This is a genomic window from Micromonospora sp. NPDC005087 (assembly GCF_042872965.1).
Taxonomy (GTDB): Bacteria; Actinomycetota; Actinomycetes; order Mycobacteriales; family Micromonosporaceae; genus Micromonospora.
In genome coordinates this window covers 81,846-98,984 of record NZ_JBIALB010000010.1, presented here as the reverse complement: position 1 = coordinate 98,984, position 17,139 = coordinate 81,846, and the positions used below count along the sequence as shown (strand labels likewise).

At 69.2% G+C, this 17,139-nt stretch carries 17 protein-coding genes and 2 tRNA genes; 11 read left to right on the top strand and 8 right to left on the bottom strand.

All coding sequences use genetic code 11. From position 1 onward, the window contains the following. The first annotated feature begins 101 nt into the window (after nucleotides 1-101). Nucleotides 102-617 (top strand): hypothetical protein, encoded by a 516-nt coding sequence (locus ACFYPS_RS22920; RefSeq protein WP_354967047.1) that lies wholly within the window; start codon nucleotides 102-104, stop codon nucleotides 615-617. 10 nt (nucleotides 618-627) lie between these two features. Here ACFYPS_RS22920 and ACFYPS_RS22915 read toward each other — a convergent pair whose 3' ends face one another. Together ACFYPS_RS22915 and ACFYPS_RS22910 are read right to left on the bottom strand one after the other, a co-directional pair. After that, complete coding sequence (locus tag ACFYPS_RS22915; RefSeq protein ID WP_387326894.1) at nucleotides 628-1,359, bottom strand: Clp protease N-terminal domain-containing protein; 732 nt, start codon at nucleotides 1,357-1,359, stop codon at nucleotides 628-630. Between the two features lie 127 nt (nucleotides 1,360-1,486). Further along, nucleotides 1,487-1,951 carry a carboxymuconolactone decarboxylase family protein gene (locus ACFYPS_RS22910; RefSeq protein ID WP_354967049.1) on the bottom strand — a complete coding sequence of 155 codons (465 nt, stop codon included), beginning with the start codon at nucleotides 1,949-1,951 and terminating at the stop codon, nucleotides 1,487-1,489. 146 nt (nucleotides 1,952-2,097) lie between these two features. Between ACFYPS_RS22910 and ACFYPS_RS22905 the strand changes: the two genes are divergently transcribed. Both ACFYPS_RS22905 and ACFYPS_RS22900 read left to right on the top strand, forming a co-directional pair. Beyond that, nucleotides 2,098-2,964: a sigma-70 family RNA polymerase sigma factor gene (locus ACFYPS_RS22905; protein WP_354967050.1), complete on the top strand. Its 867-nt coding sequence runs from the start codon at nucleotides 2,098-2,100 to the stop codon at nucleotides 2,962-2,964. Nucleotides 2,965-3,062: 98 nt separating this feature from the next. Further along, the gene (locus ACFYPS_RS22900; RefSeq protein WP_354967051.1) at nucleotides 3,063-3,890 is read left to right on the top strand and encodes a DUF72 domain-containing protein; all 828 of its coding nucleotides are present in this window, start codon (nucleotides 3,063-3,065) and stop codon (nucleotides 3,888-3,890) included. A 14-nt stretch (nucleotides 3,891-3,904) separates the two neighbouring features. Here the strand turns inward: ACFYPS_RS22900 and ACFYPS_RS22895 are convergent, their stop codons facing one another. Continuing rightward, a complete protein-coding gene (locus ACFYPS_RS22895; RefSeq protein ID WP_354967052.1) occupies nucleotides 3,905-5,734 on the bottom strand; it encodes a glycoside hydrolase family 15 protein in 1,830 nt (609 codons plus the stop codon). A 144-nt stretch (nucleotides 5,735-5,878) separates the two neighbouring features. Here ACFYPS_RS22895 and ACFYPS_RS22890 point away from each other — a divergent pair, with 144 nt between their 5' ends. The 3 genes from ACFYPS_RS22890 to ACFYPS_RS22880 all read left to right on the top strand — a co-directional run bounded on the left by ACFYPS_RS22890 (nucleotide 5,879) and on the right by ACFYPS_RS22880 (nucleotide 7,350). Then, nucleotides 5,879-6,301, top strand: a complete 423-nt coding sequence (locus ACFYPS_RS22890) for a VOC family protein (protein WP_354967053.1) — start codon at nucleotides 5,879-5,881, stop codon at nucleotides 6,299-6,301. A 1-nt stretch (nucleotide 6,302) separates the two neighbouring features. Beyond that, a complete protein-coding gene (locus ACFYPS_RS22885; RefSeq protein ID WP_387326889.1) occupies nucleotides 6,303-6,854 on the top strand; it encodes a YdeI family protein in 552 nt (183 codons plus the stop codon). Between the two features lie 82 nt (nucleotides 6,855-6,936). Continuing rightward, on the top strand, nucleotides 6,937-7,350 hold the full coding sequence (locus ACFYPS_RS22880; protein ID WP_354967055.1) for a nuclear transport factor 2 family protein: 414 nt from the start codon (nucleotides 6,937-6,939) through the stop codon (nucleotides 7,348-7,350). Here the strand turns inward: ACFYPS_RS22880 and ACFYPS_RS22875 are convergent. Together ACFYPS_RS22875 and ACFYPS_RS22870 are read right to left on the bottom strand one after the other, a co-directional pair. Next, nucleotides 7,347-8,078, bottom strand: a complete 732-nt coding sequence (locus tag ACFYPS_RS22875) for a hypothetical protein (protein WP_387326885.1) — start codon at nucleotides 8,076-8,078, stop codon at nucleotides 7,347-7,349. The two genes, ACFYPS_RS22880 and ACFYPS_RS22875, sit on opposite strands and share 4 nt — an antisense overlap. Next, the gene (locus ACFYPS_RS22870; RefSeq protein ID WP_387326882.1) at nucleotides 8,027-8,455 is read right to left on the bottom strand and encodes an FUSC family protein; all 429 of its coding nucleotides are present in this window, start codon (nucleotides 8,453-8,455) and stop codon (nucleotides 8,027-8,029) included. Before ACFYPS_RS22870 ends, ACFYPS_RS22875 begins: the two co-directional genes overlap by 52 nt. A 206-nt stretch (nucleotides 8,456-8,661) precedes the next feature. On the opposite strand from ACFYPS_RS22870, the gene ACFYPS_RS22865 reads away from it, so the two are divergent. Together ACFYPS_RS22865 and ACFYPS_RS22860 are read left to right on the top strand one after the other, a co-directional pair. Beyond that, nucleotides 8,662-9,162, top strand: a complete 501-nt coding sequence (locus ACFYPS_RS22865) for an HIT domain-containing protein (RefSeq protein ID WP_354967059.1) — start codon at nucleotides 8,662-8,664, stop codon at nucleotides 9,160-9,162. A gap of 254 nt (nucleotides 9,163-9,416) precedes the next feature. Beyond that, nucleotides 9,417-10,433, top strand: coding sequence for a J domain-containing protein (locus ACFYPS_RS22860; RefSeq protein ID WP_387327033.1), 1,017 nt, complete (start codon nucleotides 9,417-9,419; stop codon nucleotides 10,431-10,433). Nucleotides 10,434-11,736: 1,303 nt separating this feature from the next. Here ACFYPS_RS22860 and ACFYPS_RS22855 read toward each other — a convergent pair. After that, nucleotides 11,737-11,812: transfer RNA gene (locus tag ACFYPS_RS22855), tRNA-Lys, on the bottom strand. A gap of 187 nt (nucleotides 11,813-11,999) precedes the next feature. Between ACFYPS_RS22855 and ACFYPS_RS22850 the strand changes: the two genes are divergently transcribed. Together ACFYPS_RS22850 and ACFYPS_RS22845 are read left to right on the top strand one after the other, a co-directional pair. Continuing rightward, a complete protein-coding gene (locus ACFYPS_RS22850) occupies nucleotides 12,000-13,262 on the top strand; it encodes an Ig-like domain-containing protein (protein WP_387326879.1) in 1,263 nt (420 codons plus the stop codon). Between the two features lie 251 nt (nucleotides 13,263-13,513). Continuing rightward, nucleotides 13,514-14,800 (top strand): Ig-like domain-containing protein, encoded by a 1,287-nt coding sequence (locus tag ACFYPS_RS22845; protein WP_387326876.1) that lies wholly within the window; start codon nucleotides 13,514-13,516, stop codon nucleotides 14,798-14,800. 137 nt (nucleotides 14,801-14,937) lie between these two features. Here ACFYPS_RS22845 and ACFYPS_RS22840 read toward each other — a convergent pair. Together ACFYPS_RS22840 and orn are read right to left on the bottom strand one after the other, a co-directional pair. Next, nucleotides 14,938-15,010, bottom strand: a tRNA-His gene (locus ACFYPS_RS22840). 111 nt (nucleotides 15,011-15,121) lie between these two features. Continuing rightward, nucleotides 15,122-15,712: an oligoribonuclease gene (orn, locus tag ACFYPS_RS22835; RefSeq protein WP_354967990.1), complete on the bottom strand. Its 591-nt coding sequence runs from the start codon at nucleotides 15,710-15,712 to the stop codon at nucleotides 15,122-15,124. Nucleotides 15,713-15,784: 72 nt separating this feature from the next. Between orn and ACFYPS_RS22830 the strand changes: the two genes are divergently transcribed. Next, nucleotides 15,785-17,053 (top strand): glycosyltransferase 87 family protein, encoded by a 1,269-nt coding sequence (locus ACFYPS_RS22830; protein ID WP_387326873.1) that lies wholly within the window; start codon nucleotides 15,785-15,787, stop codon nucleotides 17,051-17,053. Nucleotides 17,054-17,139: the final 86 nt, after the last annotated feature.

The window sequence follows — 17,139 nt, the reverse complement described above, 5'->3', positions numbered from 1 at the left end:
GGTTGCGACACACCCGGGCCGTCCAGCGCTGGCATTCGCACACCTGTCGGGTAATTTCTTCTGGTCCGGCACCCCGGCCTACGACAGGAGAAGCTCCGCGCATGGGCAAGAAGACGATCCACGTCTCCGACTTCACCGGTACGGTCCTGCAGGACGACGACGAGGTGGTCCGCGTCGTCGTCCTGGAGCACCCGGACATGGTCGCCGGGCCCGTGCAACTGGACGCCACCCCGGCCGAGGTGGAGAACATCGACGACGCCGCGCTGGACGTCGCGGTGGTCGAGATCCACGACCGGCACGGCGACGGCGAGCCGCGCCGGGTGGTGCTGACCGCCAGCGAGTTCGACGCGATGGCGACCGACGTGCCGATGGCGCAGCTGCTGAAGACGGCCGAGCGGGTCCGCCCGCCGAAGGCCCGCAAGAGCGCCGAGAGGATCGACTACGGCACGCTGGAGCACGCCGGCAAGCCGCACCGGGGACGGGTCACCGAGGAGGAGGCCCGACTGGTACGCGAGCAGCTCGACGAGGTCAACAAGCGCCTCGCCGACGCGGGCGTGCGCCAGATCGACCCTGCCGATCCGGAGCACGCCCTGCGTTACGGCTTCCCGACGCCCTGATCGCGGGAGGTCACTTCTGCGCGACGGCCGCGGCGAGGGCGGCGGCCAGGTCGGCCTCGACGGTCGCCTTCTCCAAGCCGAGGTCGGTCAGCACACCCGCGCCATCCTCCTGCTCCAGCAGGGCGAGCAGGATGTGCTCCGTGTCGATGTAGTTGTGCCCGAGCCGCAGCGCCTCCCGGAAGGTCAGCTCCAGGGCCTTCTTGCCGCGCGCGTCGTACGGGATGAGGTCCGGGACCTGGTCGGCCGGGGGCGGTAGGGCGGCACCCACCGCCTCCCGCACCGCCTCCGGGGAGGCGCCTCGACCACCCATCACCTTGGCCGCCAGCCCGTCCGGCTCGGCCAGCAGGCCCAGCACCAGGTGTTCGGGGCCGATTTCGGCGTGGCCGCTGGCGCGGGCTTCCTCCTGCGAGGCGACCACGACGTTGCGGGCCCGGGTAGTGAACCGCCCGAAGCCGGCGTTCGGGTCGAGGGCCGCCGCGTCGGTCGAGGCCTTCGGCACGAAGCGCTTCTGCGCGGCCTGCTTGCTGACCCCCATGCTGCGGCCGATGTCGGTCCAGGAGGCGCCCGAGCGCCGGGCCTGGTCGACGAAGTGACCGATCAGGTGGTCGGCCACGTCACCCAGGTGGTCGGCGGCGATCACCGCGTCGGTGAGCTGGTCGAGCGCGTCGGTGTGCGCCTTCTTGATCGCCTGGATCAGGTCGTCGAGGCGAACCGGATTGGTCATCTGGAGAGGATCCGTCATGCGTCAACCATAGGTTGACGCATCCTCATCGTCAACCTCAAGTTGACGACCAACGCACCCTCGACCACCTGATGCTCGGCAGCCGCTCGGCGACTGCTGAGCATCAGGCGATCAGGCTCGGCGTCTGTCAGCCCCAGTTCTGCGGGGCCAGCTGCCGCGTGGTGACATTGATCCGGTTGAAGAAGTTGGTCGTTGCCACCCAGAGCACGATCGCCGCGAGCTCCTTCTCGCCGAAGTGCCGTGCCGCCTCAGCCCAGATGGCGTCGGGCACAGCGTCGGCCTGGTCGGCGAGCCGGGTGGCGGCCTCCGCGAGCGCGAGCGCCGCCCGCTCCGCCTCGGTGAAGTACGGGGTCTCCCGCCAGGCGGCCACCGCGAACAGCCGCTCCTCGGTCTCCCCCGCCTTCCGGGCGCCCCGGGCGCCGGCGTCGACGCACGGGCCGCACCCGTTGATCTGGCTGGCCCGCAGGTGCACCAGCTCCAGAGTGCTGCCCGGCACCCCGGCCGAGTGGGCGGCCCGGTAGAGCAGGTTGATCGCCTTCACGGCGTCCGGCAGCAGACCGGCGGGGTTCTGGATGCGCGGTTCGATGATCATGTCGGTCGTCCCGTCTTGTTAGGCTGCCCGGCGTGCGTCGCGGTACGACGTCCCCGGCTGTCACTGGGATGTCGGCCGGCACGTCGCTGGTGTGACAGATGTGGCGGCGGTCACAGGACGCCCAGGTGCACGGGGGTGGGAAGGTCATGATCGAGGCGGATCTGCTGGCCCGGCGCTTCGAGGAGAACCGCTCGCGGCTACGGGCGGTCGCCCACCGCATGCTGGGCTCCGACGCGGAGGCCGAGGATGCCGTCCAGGACACCTGGTTGCGGCTCAGTCGCGCCGATGTCGCGGGCATCGACAACCTGCCCGGGTGGTTGACGACCACGGTCGGCCGGGTCTGCCTGGACCGGCTGCGAACGCGCACCGCCCATCCGGAGCAGCCATGGGACACCGCCGCACCGGAGCCCGACCCGACCGACGCCGCCCCGGTCGACCCGGAGCGTGCGGCCATGCTGACCGAGTCGGTCGGCCGGGCGCTCCTGGTCGTCCTGGACACCCTCGCGCCGACCGAACGGTTCGTGCTCGTCCTGCACGACATGTTCGCGGTCTCGTTCGAGGAGATCGCCGCGGTGGTCGACCGCAGTCCCGCAGCCGTCCGCCAGATCGCCAGCCGGGCACGCCGCAGGGTGCACCAGGGCGGCACGGTTCGGGAGACCGACCCGGCCCGCCAGCGGCAAGTGGTCGAGGCCTTCCTCGCCGCCTCGCGTGAGGGCCGCTTCGACGACCTGGTCAGTCTGCTCGACCCGCACGTCGTGATGCGCGCCGATCCGGTGGCCGCGAGCATGGGTTCGGCCGCCGAGACGCACGGCTCGGCCGTCATCGCCGGCTTCTTCAACGGCCGCGCCCAGGGAGCGACGCCGGCGTACGTCGACGGCCTGCCAGGGGCGGTCGTGGAGCGCGGCGGAGGTGTCCGGCTCGCGCTCAGCTTCATCGTCACCGACCGGATCATCGGCATCGAGGTGGTGGCCGACCCGGCACAGCTCGCGACGCTCGACCTGGTCGTCGGATAGGCCGAGCGGCGGCAGGTGGGCGCGTCGTTTACCGTGGGCTCCGGTCTGGCGGTTCACCTGGGAAGGGGGCGGCTGTGCGTCTACACGTGGGATGCGCGATGTGGACCCACAGGTCGTGGCAGGGCCGTCTGCTGGCGCATCCCCTTCCGCCACAGGAGCGCCTACGGCACTACGCCAGTTGGTGCGACGCGGTCGAGGGAAACACGACGTTCTACGCGACTCCGGCCCGGGACACGGTGGCGTCCTGGGCCGCGCAGACGGATCCCGACTTCCGGTTCGTCCTGAAGCTCCCCAAGATCGTCACCCACGAAGGCCGGCTCACCGGTGCCGACGAGCCGCTGCGCGCCTTCCTGGACGCCATCGAGCCGCTCGGCCCACGCGCCCATGCCCTGTGGATCCAGTTGCCGGGGTCGTTCTCGCCCGCCGACGTCCCGACCCTGAGCCGCTTCCTGAGCCGGCTCCCCCGGTCCCACCGGTACGCCGTCGAGGTCCGCCATCCCGCGTTCTTCACCGACCCCCGCGCGACGCGGCTCCTGGTGGAGACCCTCACCGCCGCGGCCGCGGAGTGGGTCCCCTTCGACACCACCGCGTTCTTCGCCAGCCCGCCCACCAGCGACGCGGAGCGGGACGCCTGGCTCAAGAAGCCCCGGGTGCCGCTCCGTTCGCTCGCGCTGACCGACCGTCCGATCGTCCGCTACCTCGGCCGCGACGACACCACGCGGACGGTTGAGGGGTGGCAGCGCTGGGTCGACGTCGTCGCCGGATGGCTCCGCGAGGGGCGCTCGCCGACGATGTTCGTCCACACCCCGGACAACGCCGACGCGCCCGTGCTCGCCCGCCGCTTCCACGATGAGGTCCGAGCGCGCGTACCGGAGCTCGACGCGCTACCCGAGCCGATACCGGTCGAGCCCCTGACCCTGTTCTGACCCGGCGGTCGTGGTCATTGCTGATCGTCGAGGAGACCGTCGAGGTGGACCGCCGTGCTGATCAGCGAGAGATGGCTGAACGCCTGCGGGAAGTTGCCGATCTGCTCACCGTCGGGGGCGATCTCCTCCGAGTAGAGGCCCAGTGAGCTGCTGTAGGTGAGCATCTTCTCGAAGGTCAGCCGTGCCTCGTCGAGCCGTCCGGAGTCCGCGAGGGCCTGGACGTACCAGAAGCTGCACATGCTGAAGGTGCCCTCGGTGCCCGCCACGCCGTCCGGCGAGGCGGTCGGGTCGTAGCGGTAGACGAGGCTGTCGGAGACCAGTTCGGCGTCCATCGCCCGCAGCGTCGACTCCCACATCGGGTCGGTCGGCGAGATGAAGCCGACCGTGGGCATCGCGAGCAGCGACGCGTCCAGGATGTGCGTGCGGTAGTGCTGCACGAACGCGCGACGGTCGGTGTGGAAGCCGCGCGCCATGACCTGCTCGTAGATGGCGTTGCGTTCGGTCGTCCAGCGGGTGGTGTCGCCGGGCCGCCCGAGGCGGTGCGCGAGGCGGATGGCGCGGTCGAGCGCCACCCAGCACATCATCCGCCCGTAGGTGAAGTCCTGCCGGCCGGACCGGGTCTCCCAGATGCCGTCCTCGGGCTGGTTCCAGTTCTCGCAGAGCCAGTCCATCAGCCCTGCGGCCTTCCGCCACCCCTCGTGCGGGGCGATCAGCCCGTTCCGGTCGGCGAACTCCAACGAGTTGAGCGCCTCGCCGTAGATGTCGAGTTGCAGCTGACCCGCCGCGTCGTTGCCCACCCGCACCGGCGCCGAGCCGCGGTACCCCTCCAGGTGGTCCAGCACCTCCTCGGCGAGGTCCGGTGAGCCGTCGATCCGGTACATGACCTGCAGGGGCACATCGCCGTTCGTGGCGTCGCGGATGCGCGCCTCGAGCCAGAACAGATACCTCCGGGCCTCGTCGGTGAAGCCCAGGCCGAGTAGCGCGTACACCGAGATGGACGCGTCCCGGACCCACGTGAAGCGATAGTCCCAGTTCCGCGGCCCGCCGACCTGCTCCGGCAGCCCCGCGGTGGGCGCGGCGACCAGTGCGCCGGTCGGGGCGTACGTCATCAGCTTGAGCGTCATCGCCGACCGCTCGACCATCTCCCTCCAGCGGCCCGTGTAGCGGGATCCGCCCACCCACCGCCGCCAGAAGTCGCGGGTCTCGGCGAGCAGTTCGCAGGCCTCGTCCGTGCTGATCGCTCGGGGCGCGTGCGGGCAGGCGGTATCCAGGACCACGCCGCCGACGTCCCCCTCGTGCAGCGTGTACACCGCGGACACACCCTCCCCGTCGCGCCGGATGTCCCTGGCGTCGACCAACCGTTCCGTGTTCTTGAGAGGGGTGAGGGTGAGGGTGAGAGTCGAACTGCGGAAGACGTCGCCCTCCGGGTGCACTTCGAGCTCGTACGAATCGCGCCCGTAGTTGAAGCGGGGGCGGCAGTCGAAGCGGAACGGCATGCTCCCCCGGACCATCCGGATCAGCCGGACCAACCGGTGCCGGTCGGTGACCTGCTCGCCGGTGACGGGCATGAAGTCCACCACCTCGCCCACACCGTCGGCGCTGTGGAAGCGGGTGATCAGGATCGCCGTACCGGGCAGGTAGAGCTGTTTGCTGGTGTACGCGATGCCGTCCGGTGAGAGCTGGAAGTGGCCGCCCTTGCGGCGGTCCAGCAAGGCGCCGAAGAGGCTCGGCGAGTCGAAGCGCGGCGCGCAGAACCAGTCGATCGTGCCGTCCTTGCTGACCAGCGCTGCGGTCTGCAGATCACCGATCAGCCCGTGCTCCCCTACCCCCGGATAGCCTTCCACGCTGGTCCCCCCCGGAACGCCGACGGCGGCGACTACCCGGGAAACGGCGCCGGCACACATCCGCCTGTGCCCGTCATTGCGGAACCGCAGCTTCCGCAATCGTCGATAGCGTGGCCGCAGAACCCATCGACGAGGGGACACCTGATGAGCCTGCGAGGATTCGCCACGCTCAACATCTGGGCGGACGACGTGGCAGCGGCGACGGCCTGGTACGCGGAGTTCCTGGGCATCGAGGCCTACTTCCTGCGGGCCGGCCCCGACGGACGCCCCGCCTACACCGAGTTCCGCATCGGCGACTACCAGGCAGAGCTGGGCATCATCGACCGCAGGTACGCGCCGCCTGGCACGACCGGGCCCGGCGGCGCCGTCATGCACTGGCACGTCGACGACCTGCACGCCACCGTCGAGCGACTGCTGGCGATGGGCGCGACGGAGTACCAGCCGATCACACCGCACGGGGACGAGGGGTTCGTCACGGCCGCGGTCGTCGACCCGTTCGGCAACGTGCTGGGCGTCATGAACAACCCGCACTACCTCGACGTCCTCTCGTCCAGGAAGCCGGCGTGACGTGGACGTGCTCGACTTTGCCGACGCCATGGCATGGGAGTCCTGGCTCGCCGCGCAGCACGACGTGCGGGGCGAGGCGTGGCTGCGGATCGCCAAGCGGCACTCGGGGCTCCCCTCGATCACCATCGTGGACGCGCTCGACGTGGCCCTCTGCCACGGCTGGATCGACGGTCAGCGCAGGGGCCTCGACGACGTGTCGTTCCTCCAGCGGTACTCGCGCCGCCGGCCACGGAGCTCGTGGTCGCAGGTCAACGTGGCGAAGGTCGAGGCACTGACGGCGGCCGGGCGGATGCGGCCCGCGGGCCTCGCGGAGGTCGCCGCCGCCAAGGCGGACGGACGGTGGGAGGCAGCGTACGAAACACAGCGCACCGCCGCCGTCCCGCCCGATCTCACCGCCGCGCTGGCCGGCGAACCCCGTGCGACCGCCGCCTTCGAACGGCTCGGCCGCTCCGCCCGGTACGCCGTGATCCTGCCGCTGCTCAAGGCTCGCACCCCGGAGACTCGGGCGAAGGTCCTGGCTCAGGCGATCGCGCGGCTGGCGGCTCAGGAGTAGGCCGTGTGGCTTCCCCGGGGATGTCAGTGGTCCCTGATATCACTGCGGTGACGCGGGATACCGGTTGGCGGAGGAGACGTTCGTGGACACTCGGAAGTTGGCCCAGCGGTGGGCCCGGACCTGGACCGAAGCCTGGCCGATCCGGGACGTCGAGGCGATCGCCGCCCTGCAGAGCGAGGACGGCGACCACTGGGCCTCGATGTTTCGCCCGTACCGCGGGCGTTCTGGGCTTCGGACCTACCTGAAGGAGTGCTTCGCCGAGGAGACCCGCCCTGCGGAGGTGTGGTTCGCCGAACCGCAGGTCGACGGTGACGTGGCTGCCGTGGAGTACTGGTCCGTGATCTACGTCAATGGTCAACCGACGACCATCTCCGGCTGCACGGTGTTGCGCTTCGACGAAGTCGGGTTGGTGGCGGAGGCTCGCGACTACTCGCACGTCAAGGAGGGTCACCACGCACCGCCCGCCGGCCTGTTCGGGGCAGCCCCTGCCGTTTAGTCCGGCTCGTCCCCATCCACCGCCCGCCTGACCAGCTCTGCCGCTTCCTCGGTGTCCAGCCCGCTGGCGATGAGCAGCTCATGTGCGGCCGTCCGAAACTCACCGACGGCGATCAGCCCGGAGTAACCCAACCGGTGGGTGTGCGGGCGGTCGAAGTCCGACGACCGTCCCTGCGCCCGCCCGGCCAGCTCGACGGCCCGCAGGATCTGCCCGCGCGAACGGTGGGGCTCGTCGTCGGCGCGAATCGTGCACCTCAGGGCCTGCGCGCGGTCGGCCAGCAGGTCGATGGCCGCCGGCAGCTCCTCAGATATGGGTTCATCGTCCTTCAGGGCTGTCGTGAGTCGCCGTGCGACGGACCGGCTGCTGTGCAGGCTGCGCTCCAGATGCCGGACGGCCTGGGTATAGAAGGCCAGGGAAGTGCGGTCGCGCCAGCGTAGTGGCGCTAATCGCACCACCTCCTGGGCGGCGGCGAGCCCCTCGTCCAGCGCGTTCGGCCGGGAGTCGAGGTTCCGCAACCGGCGCAGGCTTCCCTGGGCCTCATCAAGATCACGGGCGCGTACCGCGCCTGCCAGGTCGCGCAAGGCCGCCATCCCCGGATCGAGGACCGGTTCGGCCAGCCGCTGCACCGTCCGTTGCGGGTGGATGGGCACCAACAGCAGACCAACGGCCAGCCCGATCAGCCCCCCGACCGCGGCGTCGACGAAGCGGGGGATGGACAGTTCACGCACCGGCGGCTCCAGGGTGGCGATGAGCACCGCGGTACCGCCGGCCTGGGTGAGCAATGAGCCACCGCCCTTGAGCAGATGGCGACGACGATCGCCAGCACGACGACCACCCCGGTCTGCCAGGGCCCGATGCCGAACAGCGGCATGAGCGTGTCACCGACGGCGAGCCCGAGGATCAACCCGGCCAGCAGCTCGATCGTGCGCCGCAGGCGTGTTCCCATCGCGGCGGCCACGATGCCGACCGCCGTGGTCGGCGCGAAGAGCGGGCTCGAATTGCCCAGGAACCGGTACGCCACGAACCAGGCGATCGCCGCCGCGATGCCGGCCTGCAGGGCGAGCAGACCGAACAGGCGTAACCGCCAGACGCGGGCGCGTACCAACTGCTGCCCCCGCTCCCGCAGGCGAGCGAACGTCCGGCCAGCACGCGACCGCCCGTTCGGTGCCGGGTCGACGTCGGCTGTCGGCTCCTGGTTCGCGGCACGCGCGCCGTCTACCCACCGCGCACGAACCTATCCGGCGTACAGGGGCGGTCCGGTGGTCCTGCGACGCCTTCCTGGTACCTGGCGCCGGATCTTAGGCTGCCCAGGTGGAGGGCCAGCCGGCAAAGACAGCATTTGACGTTGATCGGTACGAGCGTCGCGTCCGCGACGGCCCCTGCTTTGTCTGTGCCCTCGTGGCGGGCCATCCCGACTATCGGCACCACGTCGTCTACGAGGACGACACCGTCATCGCCTTCCTCGCTCGCGACCCGACGTTGCTCGGTTACTGCCTCGTCGCGCCGAGGCAGCACATCGAGAGCTGGGTACGGGACGTGCCACAGGAGGACTTCCTCCGCTTCCAGGGCATCGTGTACGCAGTCGCCACAGCGCTCGCCGCGACACTGCCCACGGAGCGGATGTACTCCCTGAGCCTCGGCAGCCAACAGGGCAACGCGCACCTTCACTGGCACCTCGCGCCGCTGCCCCCGGGCGTGCCCTACCACCAGCAGCAGTTCCACGCCCTCATGGCCGAGAATGGCATCCTCGAAATCGACGACAAGGCGCAGGCAGCCCTCGCTCGAGACATCCGCCGACACCTCAGTGCCTGAGGTCGGTACCAGCTCGGCCGCGGCCAGGCCTGTCCCCGCACGGCCGTCCGGTACGACATGCCACCGGCAGCGCGGGACGAGCCCACGCCGCTCAGCCGCACCGCCGCCAGGCTCACCAGCCCGCACCGTAGGACCAGCCCGCGATTGGACACCTGCAACGGCCGGGCAGGGCAGGGCAGGGCGGTATGTATCGACAATTGCTGTTAAGATCACCGGGCACGCGCCCCGAGTGTTCATAAGATCCGGTGGATATCATGTTCCCTGACGGCCAGGATCCGTACGCGCTTCTCGGCGTGACACGCGAATCGTCGGTCGCGGAGATTCGGGAGCGCTACCTCGTTCTCGCGCAGATCTGGCATCCGGACAGGCATCAGTCGAGCCCTGCAAAGGTCCGGGAGGAAGTCACCCGGCAAATGCAGCAGCTCAACGCGGCGTACAAGCAGCTAACAGCTGTCCACACCGGCGCCCGTCAGGACCGCGAGCGCCAGACCCGGGAACGCCAGGACCGCGCGCGCGACACCCGCGAACGCCAGGACCGCGAACGCCAGAAGCGCGAGAGTCAGAAGCGCGAGGGCCAGAACCGCGAACGCGAAGCCCGCGAACGTGAGGACCGGGAACGCGAGACGCGCGAACGCGAAAATCCCAGAGCACAGTGGACGCACCCGGGATTCCCGGCGGCGGGCCAGTTGGACACCTCAACGAATCCGCGTTCAACTATTCACCCGATTGCCATCACACTTCGATCCGGCGAAAGGGGATACACGCTTCGCGCACACCTCGACGACAAACAGACCGACGCGGCATTCCTCGGCGCCCAGAGTCGCCTGCTCCTATTCAGATCCGCAGAGTCCATGCGTAAGTATGTGGCCAGGACCGACGCCCATGAATTGGCCACCATCAAGGGGTGGGACAGCTTCCTGGACGGTATGGGCACAACTGCGACGGAGCCTGACGATGAACACAGCTTCAACTTCGACCTCATCTCCTACAGCCTGAGGTTTCCGCCTGCGCAGTGGGTCCCGACATTGTTCATCGCCAACCGTGATCTCATTCGAGAGGTCTCGGAGGCGTTCGAGCTCGACGATGTGCTGAAGCAGCTGGCCGTGGGTTCGCCCCTGGACTACCTCGACGACCTGTTTCGTGTCGTTGACAGACCAGTCGCCGGCTGGGGCGCCCGTCGCCAACTCGCGTCCCTCCAGGGCGGGCGGTTCAGCGGTGTGTGGCGGGGAGCGATCGGCGGAATCGAAGAGCGCGTCCAATGGCTACGTTGAACTGACCGAAGGTCCCGGCCCACGGGGCGAACGTCATCCTGCGGCCCAAGCCTGCCCCTCCCGACGTTGCGCAGATCTTGGCTACCGCCCTTCCCGGCGGGCGGGACAGTTGGCATGGAGCCCGATACCTCTGAGGCATACATATGACTCTGAGGTATAACGCGCACTGTCGACCACGCTCCGGGCCCCGCCTCGTCAGAACAATCGACTGAGGCTCGGCTGCCCGCACCCGCCGACCCCTGGCGGATCGCCGGGTCCCAACCCGCCGGGAACGGGCTGCTGAGGCTCGCCCGTTCGCCCGCCCTCAGATCGCACGGACGTTCGTGGTCAAGTTGGCAGGCGCTCGCTGAGCCTGGGGCGGGGTGATGGCGCGTACGAGTGACACCGCTGCCGTCACTCACCCGAAACGACATCTGGGCACCCACCCGTGAGGGGGAATGCCCAGATTATTGCTGGTGCGCCGCCAGGGACTCGAACCCCGAACCCGCGGATTAAGAGGCACACACTCAGCGATGACCGTCGCCGCTTGGCCCCGGCTGTCGTGACGGTCGAGCCCCGTCTGTGGCTGGTGGAGCGGGCGTCGGTTGCTGTCGCCGTTGCTGTCGGCACGACCTGCGCATTATGCTCGCCGGTTTGGCTGCTTGCTTGGCTGCTCGGCGGGCCTGACGCCTCGATTACAAGCTCTGTGCACTCCATCCGGGCATGTGTGCTTCGCCCGCGACCTCGGGCGACGGTCCGCGGCCGTCTGCTTTGTGGGCGTCCTCGTATGAGCTGGTTCCTCGGCTGGCTGTGCGGGTTCCACCCTGCCATCTTTCACCGTTGCTGTCGCCAGCCACTGAAGGCGCCCGCTAGTGCAAGTGGCCAGCCGCTCACCATGCCGGCATACTCTGCTGGTGCCGACACCTCCAAGCCCCGACAGGTTGAGCCCGGCTATCTCGACCGTCTGGATCTTTCACGGCGAAAATGCTCGATTCGCCTCCGGTGTGTTCCTGTCCCGACGCGCTCACTTGGGCCGCGCAGCATCGGCTGTCCGGCATCGTGAGCGAGTACCCGACTGGGATCGGCTGCTACGACCAGGCCGTGATGACCGGCCACTTCCGACCAAGCAAGCCGCACCATGGGACACCGGAACACGTCGCTGGCTTCTCACCCGCGCTTGGCCACGTGCATCTGACCGATGGCATCCCGGACTAGGCCGGGTGATGGTGCTGACGGGTGACACCGTTGCTGTCGGCGTTGCTGTCATTCACCCCCAAACGACATCTGGGCACTCACCCGTGAGGGTGAATGCCCAGATTATTGCTGGTGCGCCGCCAGGGACTCGAACCCCGAACCCGCGGATTAAGAGTCCGCTGCTCTGCCAGTTGAGCTAGCGGCGCTCGTCGGCAACGGAGAGAACATTAGCACCCCGCCGAGCCGGGCTCCAATCCGGTTGCCCGGGTCCCCCCTTCGGTCGAGCTTACCGGACAGAAAGGGTCAAATCGTCCAGCGGGTCCACGACGGGGGCGTGCGCCGACGTCCTCATACGGCACGATGTCCGCCAGGTACGCGAGAACAGAGGTGGGGATGGCACGGTTCACGCGAGCCGGGGCGGTGGTGGGCGCTCTGACCCTGGTGGCGTCGCTGGCACTGACCGGATGCGGCGACGAGCAGAAGAACCCGGAATTCGTCGGCGGGACCGGGCCGAGCGCGAGCGCCGAGCCTGGCACGGCGGAGCCGACGACGCCGGCCGCGCCGAGCGGGCCCGCGCTAGCGCTGAGCCCGGGCGACGGCACGAAGAACAAGCCGGTGAGTACGGAGATCAGCGCGAAGCTCCCGGACGGCGCGAAGGTGTCCACGATTACCCTGACCGCCGCGGGCGGCGGCACGGTCGCGGGCAAGCTGCGCACCGACGGCTCCGCCTGGGTGCCGTCCGCCCCGCTGAAGTACGGCACCAAGTACACCGCCACGGTGACGGCGACCGGGGCCGACGGGACGAGCAGCCAGGGCACCAGCAACTTCACCACGATGGCCCAGCCGAAGTCGACCATCGGGTCCGGCCTCTACCTCTTCGACGACAAGAGCTACGGGGTGGCCATGCCGGTGGTCACCGAGTTTCACCCGGGCATCCCGAAGAAGGACCGGGCAGCGGTGCAGAAGCGGATGTTCGTCCGCACCGACCCGCCGCAGCCCGGGGCGTGGCACTGGGTCGACAACGGCACGCAGGCCTACTACCGGGCGCCGGAGTACTGGCAGCCGGGTACCACCATCACCGTACGGATCGCGCTGGCCGGCGTGCCGCTGAGCAACGGCCGCTACGGCGACGTCGATCGCAAGGCCACCGCCGAGATCGGCCGTTCGTTCGTGATGAAGGTCGACAACGCGACCAAGAAGATGTCGGTGTACGAGAACGGCGCGCTGGTCCGCACCGTGCCGGTGAGCCTGGGCAAGAGGAGCACCCCTTCCTCCAGCGGCACGATGGTGGTGATGGAGAAGAAGGAGTCCACAACCTTCGACACCCGCGACGACCCGGACCCGGCCAACCGCTACGTCACCGAGATCGACTTCGCTCAGCGGCTCACCTGGGGTGGCGAGTACATCCACGCCGCACCCTGGTCCGAGCACGTGCAGGGTCGGCAGAACGTCTCGCACGGCTGCGTCAACGTGTCGATGGCGAACGCCCGGTGGCTGTTCAGCAAGACCCGGATCGGTGACCCGATCACGGTGAAGGGGACCGAACGCAGGCTCGCCGCCGGCAACGGCTGGACGGCGTGGAGCCTGAGCTGGTCGGAGTTCGTCAAGGGCAGCGCCCTGCCGGTGCCCAAGGGAGGGTCCGGCCCCGCGCTCTGAGCCGTCCGGCGACCCACGCCGGCCCGTGCGACCGTACGGGCCGGCGCGTACTCTTTGCACTGCCCGCGGCGCGACGGCGCCCGCGGCGACCCCTCAGTCCCGGCACGGAGACGAGCCCGGCTCACGAATCGCCGGATTCTAACAAAATTCCGGCATCATCGTCGGCGTGTTCCGGTTCACCCTCGGCAACCGGGACCGGTCCTGGTGCGTCAGTAGGACGATGGGTCAGGGACCACGACTGTGAGGGAATCATGCGAGCTAGCCACGACCAGCTGATCCGGCCCGGTGGGCGACGCCGCGTATTCGCGGCGGGGCTTCTTGCCGTAGCACTGGCCTTCACCTCCGCCTGCACGGATAGTGACGGCGGCAAGCCGTCCTCGTGGCAGGGCGGCAGCGAGAGTCCGGCGCCGAAGGCGGCGGCGACCATCAGCGAACCGGCGACCGACGCCAAGGACGTGCCAGCGTCCACCGGCATCACCTTCACCACGACGGACGCCGTCGAGACCGCCGTCGAGCTCAAGGACGCGGCCGGCAAGGCGGTCGAGGGCACCCTCGCCGCCGACGGCAAGACGTGGCTGCCGGCAGGGGCACTGGAGTACGGCACGAGCTACACCGCCACGGTCACCGCCACCGGCGACGACGGCCGTCCGGCCACGGCGACCAACACCTTCACGACCATGGCCAAGCCGGGCAAGCAGGTGCGGGTGAGCAGCTTCCTCGGCGACAACCAGGTCGTCGGGGTCGGGATGCCGCTGATCGTGAAGTTCAGCCGGGCCATCGGAGAGGACTACCGCGACGACGTGCAGCGCCGGATGACGGTGACCTCGACGCCGGCCCAGGAGGGCATCTGGCACTGGGTCAGCCCCACCGAGATCCGGTACCGGCCGAAGGTGTTCTGGAAGGCCAACAGCAAGGTCTCCTACCGGGTGCAGGCCGGCGGCCTGCCACTGGGTGACGGCTGGTACGGCCGCGCCGACCTCACCGTCGACGTCAAGATCGGCGCGTCGCTGATCATGACGGTGGACAACAAGACCAAGCGGATGACGGTGACCCGGAACGGCTCCGTGGTGAAGACCATCCCGGTCAGCCTGGGCAAGAAGAGCACCCCGTCGTCCAGCGGCACCATGGTGGTCATCGAGAAGCTGCGCAAGACGGTCTTCGACACCATGGAGGAGCTGGGCCCCGAGGAGGGCTACCGCACCAAGATTGATTTCGCGCAGCGGCTCACCTGGGGCGGGGAGTTCATCCACGCCGCACCCTGGTCCGAGGGCCAGCAGGGCAGTGTCAACGTCTCACACGGCTGCGTGAACGTGTCCATGGCCAACGGCGACTGGCTGTTCAAGAACACCCAGATCGGCGACCCGATCACCGTCAAGGGCACCGAGCGGAAGCTTCAGAACGGCAACGGCTGGACCGACTGGAACATGAGCTGGGACGAGTACGTCAAGGGCAGCGCGCTGCCGTACGAGCCGCCCGCCGACCCGGACACCTCACCGACCCCGGAAGCCGGCACCCCGACGCCCACGCCGACCGCCTGAGCAGCCCCAACGACGAAAGCCCCCTCCGCGACGGAGGGGGCTTTCGTATGTGGGCCGATCCACGCATGACCCTTTGATCTTCGATCTCCCAAACGGCTCAGGCCCCCTCATCGGAGGGGGCCTGAGATCCACTGCTGGGTGACTGATGGGAATTGAACCCACGACAACCGGGACCACAACCCGGTGCTCTGCCAACTGAGCTACAGCCACCATGCCGCCGTCGCCCGGTGAATCGCCCCGGGCGGGGTGCGGACCAATAATAGCCACACCGCCGTCGACCCCGTCCAGCGGGTTCCCGGCTCCCCCGGGCTTCACCGCGGGTCAGAGGTCGGCGGCGATTCCCTTGGCGGTCTCCACGTCCGGGCCGGGCAGCGGCACGAAGATGGTCCGCCGGTAGTACTCCAACTCCCGGATGCTCTCCCGGATGTCGGCCAGCGCGCGGTGCGCCAGGCCCTTCTGCGGCTGGCCGAAGTACACGCGGGGGTACCAGCGGCGGCACAGCTCCTTGATCGACGACACGTCGATCAAGCGGTAGTGCAGGTGCGCGTCGAGGCGGGGCATGTCCCGGGCGATGAAGCCGCGGTCGGTGGCGATCGAGTTGCCGCAGAGCGGCGCGGTACGCGGATCCTTGACGAAGCTGCTGACGTACTCCAGCACCCGGTCCTCGGCCTCGGCCAGTGTCACCGGCGAGCGGCGCACCTCCTCGGTGAGGCCGGACTTGGCATGCATCGTCCGGACGATCTCCGGCATCGCGTCCAGCGCGGCCTCATCGGCGTGGATCACCACGTCGACGCCATCACCCAGCACGTTGAGGTCAGGATCGGTGACCAGTGCCGCAACCTCGATCAGCTTGTCCCTGCCGAGGTCCAAACCGGTCATCTCACAGTCGATCCAGACGAGGAGATCAGCCACCGGGACAGCCTACGCGCCGCCCACGACCCGCGGCTGCGCGCTCTCGACGGAGCAGCCCGCTAGGGTTTCGGAGTGCCAGCCGAATCCGTCGTACCGCCCGCCGTCACTGACGACGACCCCGGCGGCCGTACGGTTCGTCGCCTGGTCGCGGTGGTGGCGCTGATCGCCGTGCTGCCGGCGCTCTACCTGCCCGGTCTGGTGCACAACTTCTTCGACCTGAAGATTTACATGTCCGCGATGGACTGGTGGACGGCGGGAAACCCGCTCTACGACTACGTCCAGCCGGATCGGGTGCAGGGTGAGCTGTATTTCACCTACCCGCCGTTCAGCGCGCTGCTGCTCTGGCCGTTCGGGCTGATCCGGCTCGGCGTCACCGTGGCGATCTTCACGGTGCTCACCGTGCTGGCCGTGGTGGTGACCACGCGGTGGCTGGTGCTGCCGGTGATCGCCCGGCACAACCTGCCCCGGACGTTCACCCTGACCGTCGCCGTGCTGCTGGTGCTGGCGGTGGAGAGCACCCGCGAGACGATCACCTTCGGGCAGATCAACATGCTGCTGGTCGTGCTGATCCTGGCCGACCTGCTGTTCGCGGTGCCGCAGGCGCGGCGCTGGGCCGGGGTCGGAATCGGGCTGGCGACGGCGCTCAAGCTCTTCCCGGGCATCTTCATCGTGTACCTGCTGGCCACCCGCCGGTGGCGGGCCGCGGTGGTGGCGAGCGCGACCGCGGCGGCGGCGACCCTGCTGGCAGCGGCGGTCGCGCCCGGCGACTCGTGGCGCTTCTGGACGCAGGAGCTGTGGGACAACGACCGGGTCGGCCGCACCGACTACGTCGGCAACCAGTCGCTGTTCGGCCTACTCAGCAGGTTCACCGCACCAGAGAAGCCGGACCGGCTGCTCTGGCTGCTGGTGGTCGCCGTGATCGCCGGTTACGGGCTGTGGCGGGCCGCCCGCGCGGCTCGGGCCGGTGATCGGTTGACGGGGCTGACGTTGACCGGCCTGGTCGGCGCCCTGGTCAGCCCGATCACCTGGACCCACCACATCTACTGGTTCGTGCCGGCGGTGGTGCTGCTCGCGGACGCGGCGTTGAGTGCCGACCGCCCGGACGAGGTACGCCGACGTCGGTGGTTGGTCGCACTCGCGCTGGGCACCGCCGCTGTGATCATCTACGGGGTGGTGACGTTCCAGGACTGGGGTACGGAACCGGTCCGCACCCATGACCCGGTGGACTTCGTCGTGCAGAACGTCTACGTGCTCCTCAGCCTGCTGCTGCTGGTGACGCTGCCGGTGCGGGCGGGCCGCCGCGTGGAAAAGTCGCACCAAATGGACAGATCTCCCCAGTAGCGACCATCGGCGCTAACCTGGTCTCATCTACCTCAAGCGTCGCTCGGGTAGCACCGATCCCCCGGTGAGGGTGGCCCTCCGCGTCG

Coding starts and splice junctions, on each gene's coding strand:
- ACFYPS_RS22890 (WP_354967053.1), top strand. CDS start 5,879: ATGAGCCTGCGAGGATTCGCCACGCTCAACATCTGGGCGGACGACGTG.
- ACFYPS_RS22905 (WP_354967050.1), top strand. CDS start 2,098: ATGATCGAGGCGGATCTGCTGGCCCGGCGCTTCGAGGAGAACCGCTCG.
- ACFYPS_RS22920 (WP_354967047.1), top strand. CDS start 102: ATGGGCAAGAAGACGATCCACGTCTCCGACTTCACCGGTACGGTCCTG.
- ACFYPS_RS22850 (WP_387326879.1), top strand. CDS start 12,000: ATGGCACGGTTCACGCGAGCCGGGGCGGTGGTGGGCGCTCTGACCCTG.
- ACFYPS_RS22900 (WP_354967051.1), top strand. CDS start 3,063: ATGTGGACCCACAGGTCGTGGCAGGGCCGTCTGCTGGCGCATCCCCTT.
- ACFYPS_RS22910 (WP_354967049.1), bottom strand. CDS start 1,951: ATGATCATCGAACCGCGCATCCAGAACCCCGCCGGTCTGCTGCCGGAC.
- ACFYPS_RS22915 (WP_387326894.1), bottom strand. CDS start 1,359: ATGACGGATCCTCTCCAGATGACCAATCCGGTTCGCCTCGACGACCTG.
- ACFYPS_RS22845 (WP_387326876.1), top strand. CDS start 13,514: ATGCGAGCTAGCCACGACCAGCTGATCCGGCCCGGTGGGCGACGCCGC.
- ACFYPS_RS22860 (WP_387327033.1), top strand. CDS start 9,417: ATGTTCCCTGACGGCCAGGATCCGTACGCGCTTCTCGGCGTGACACGC.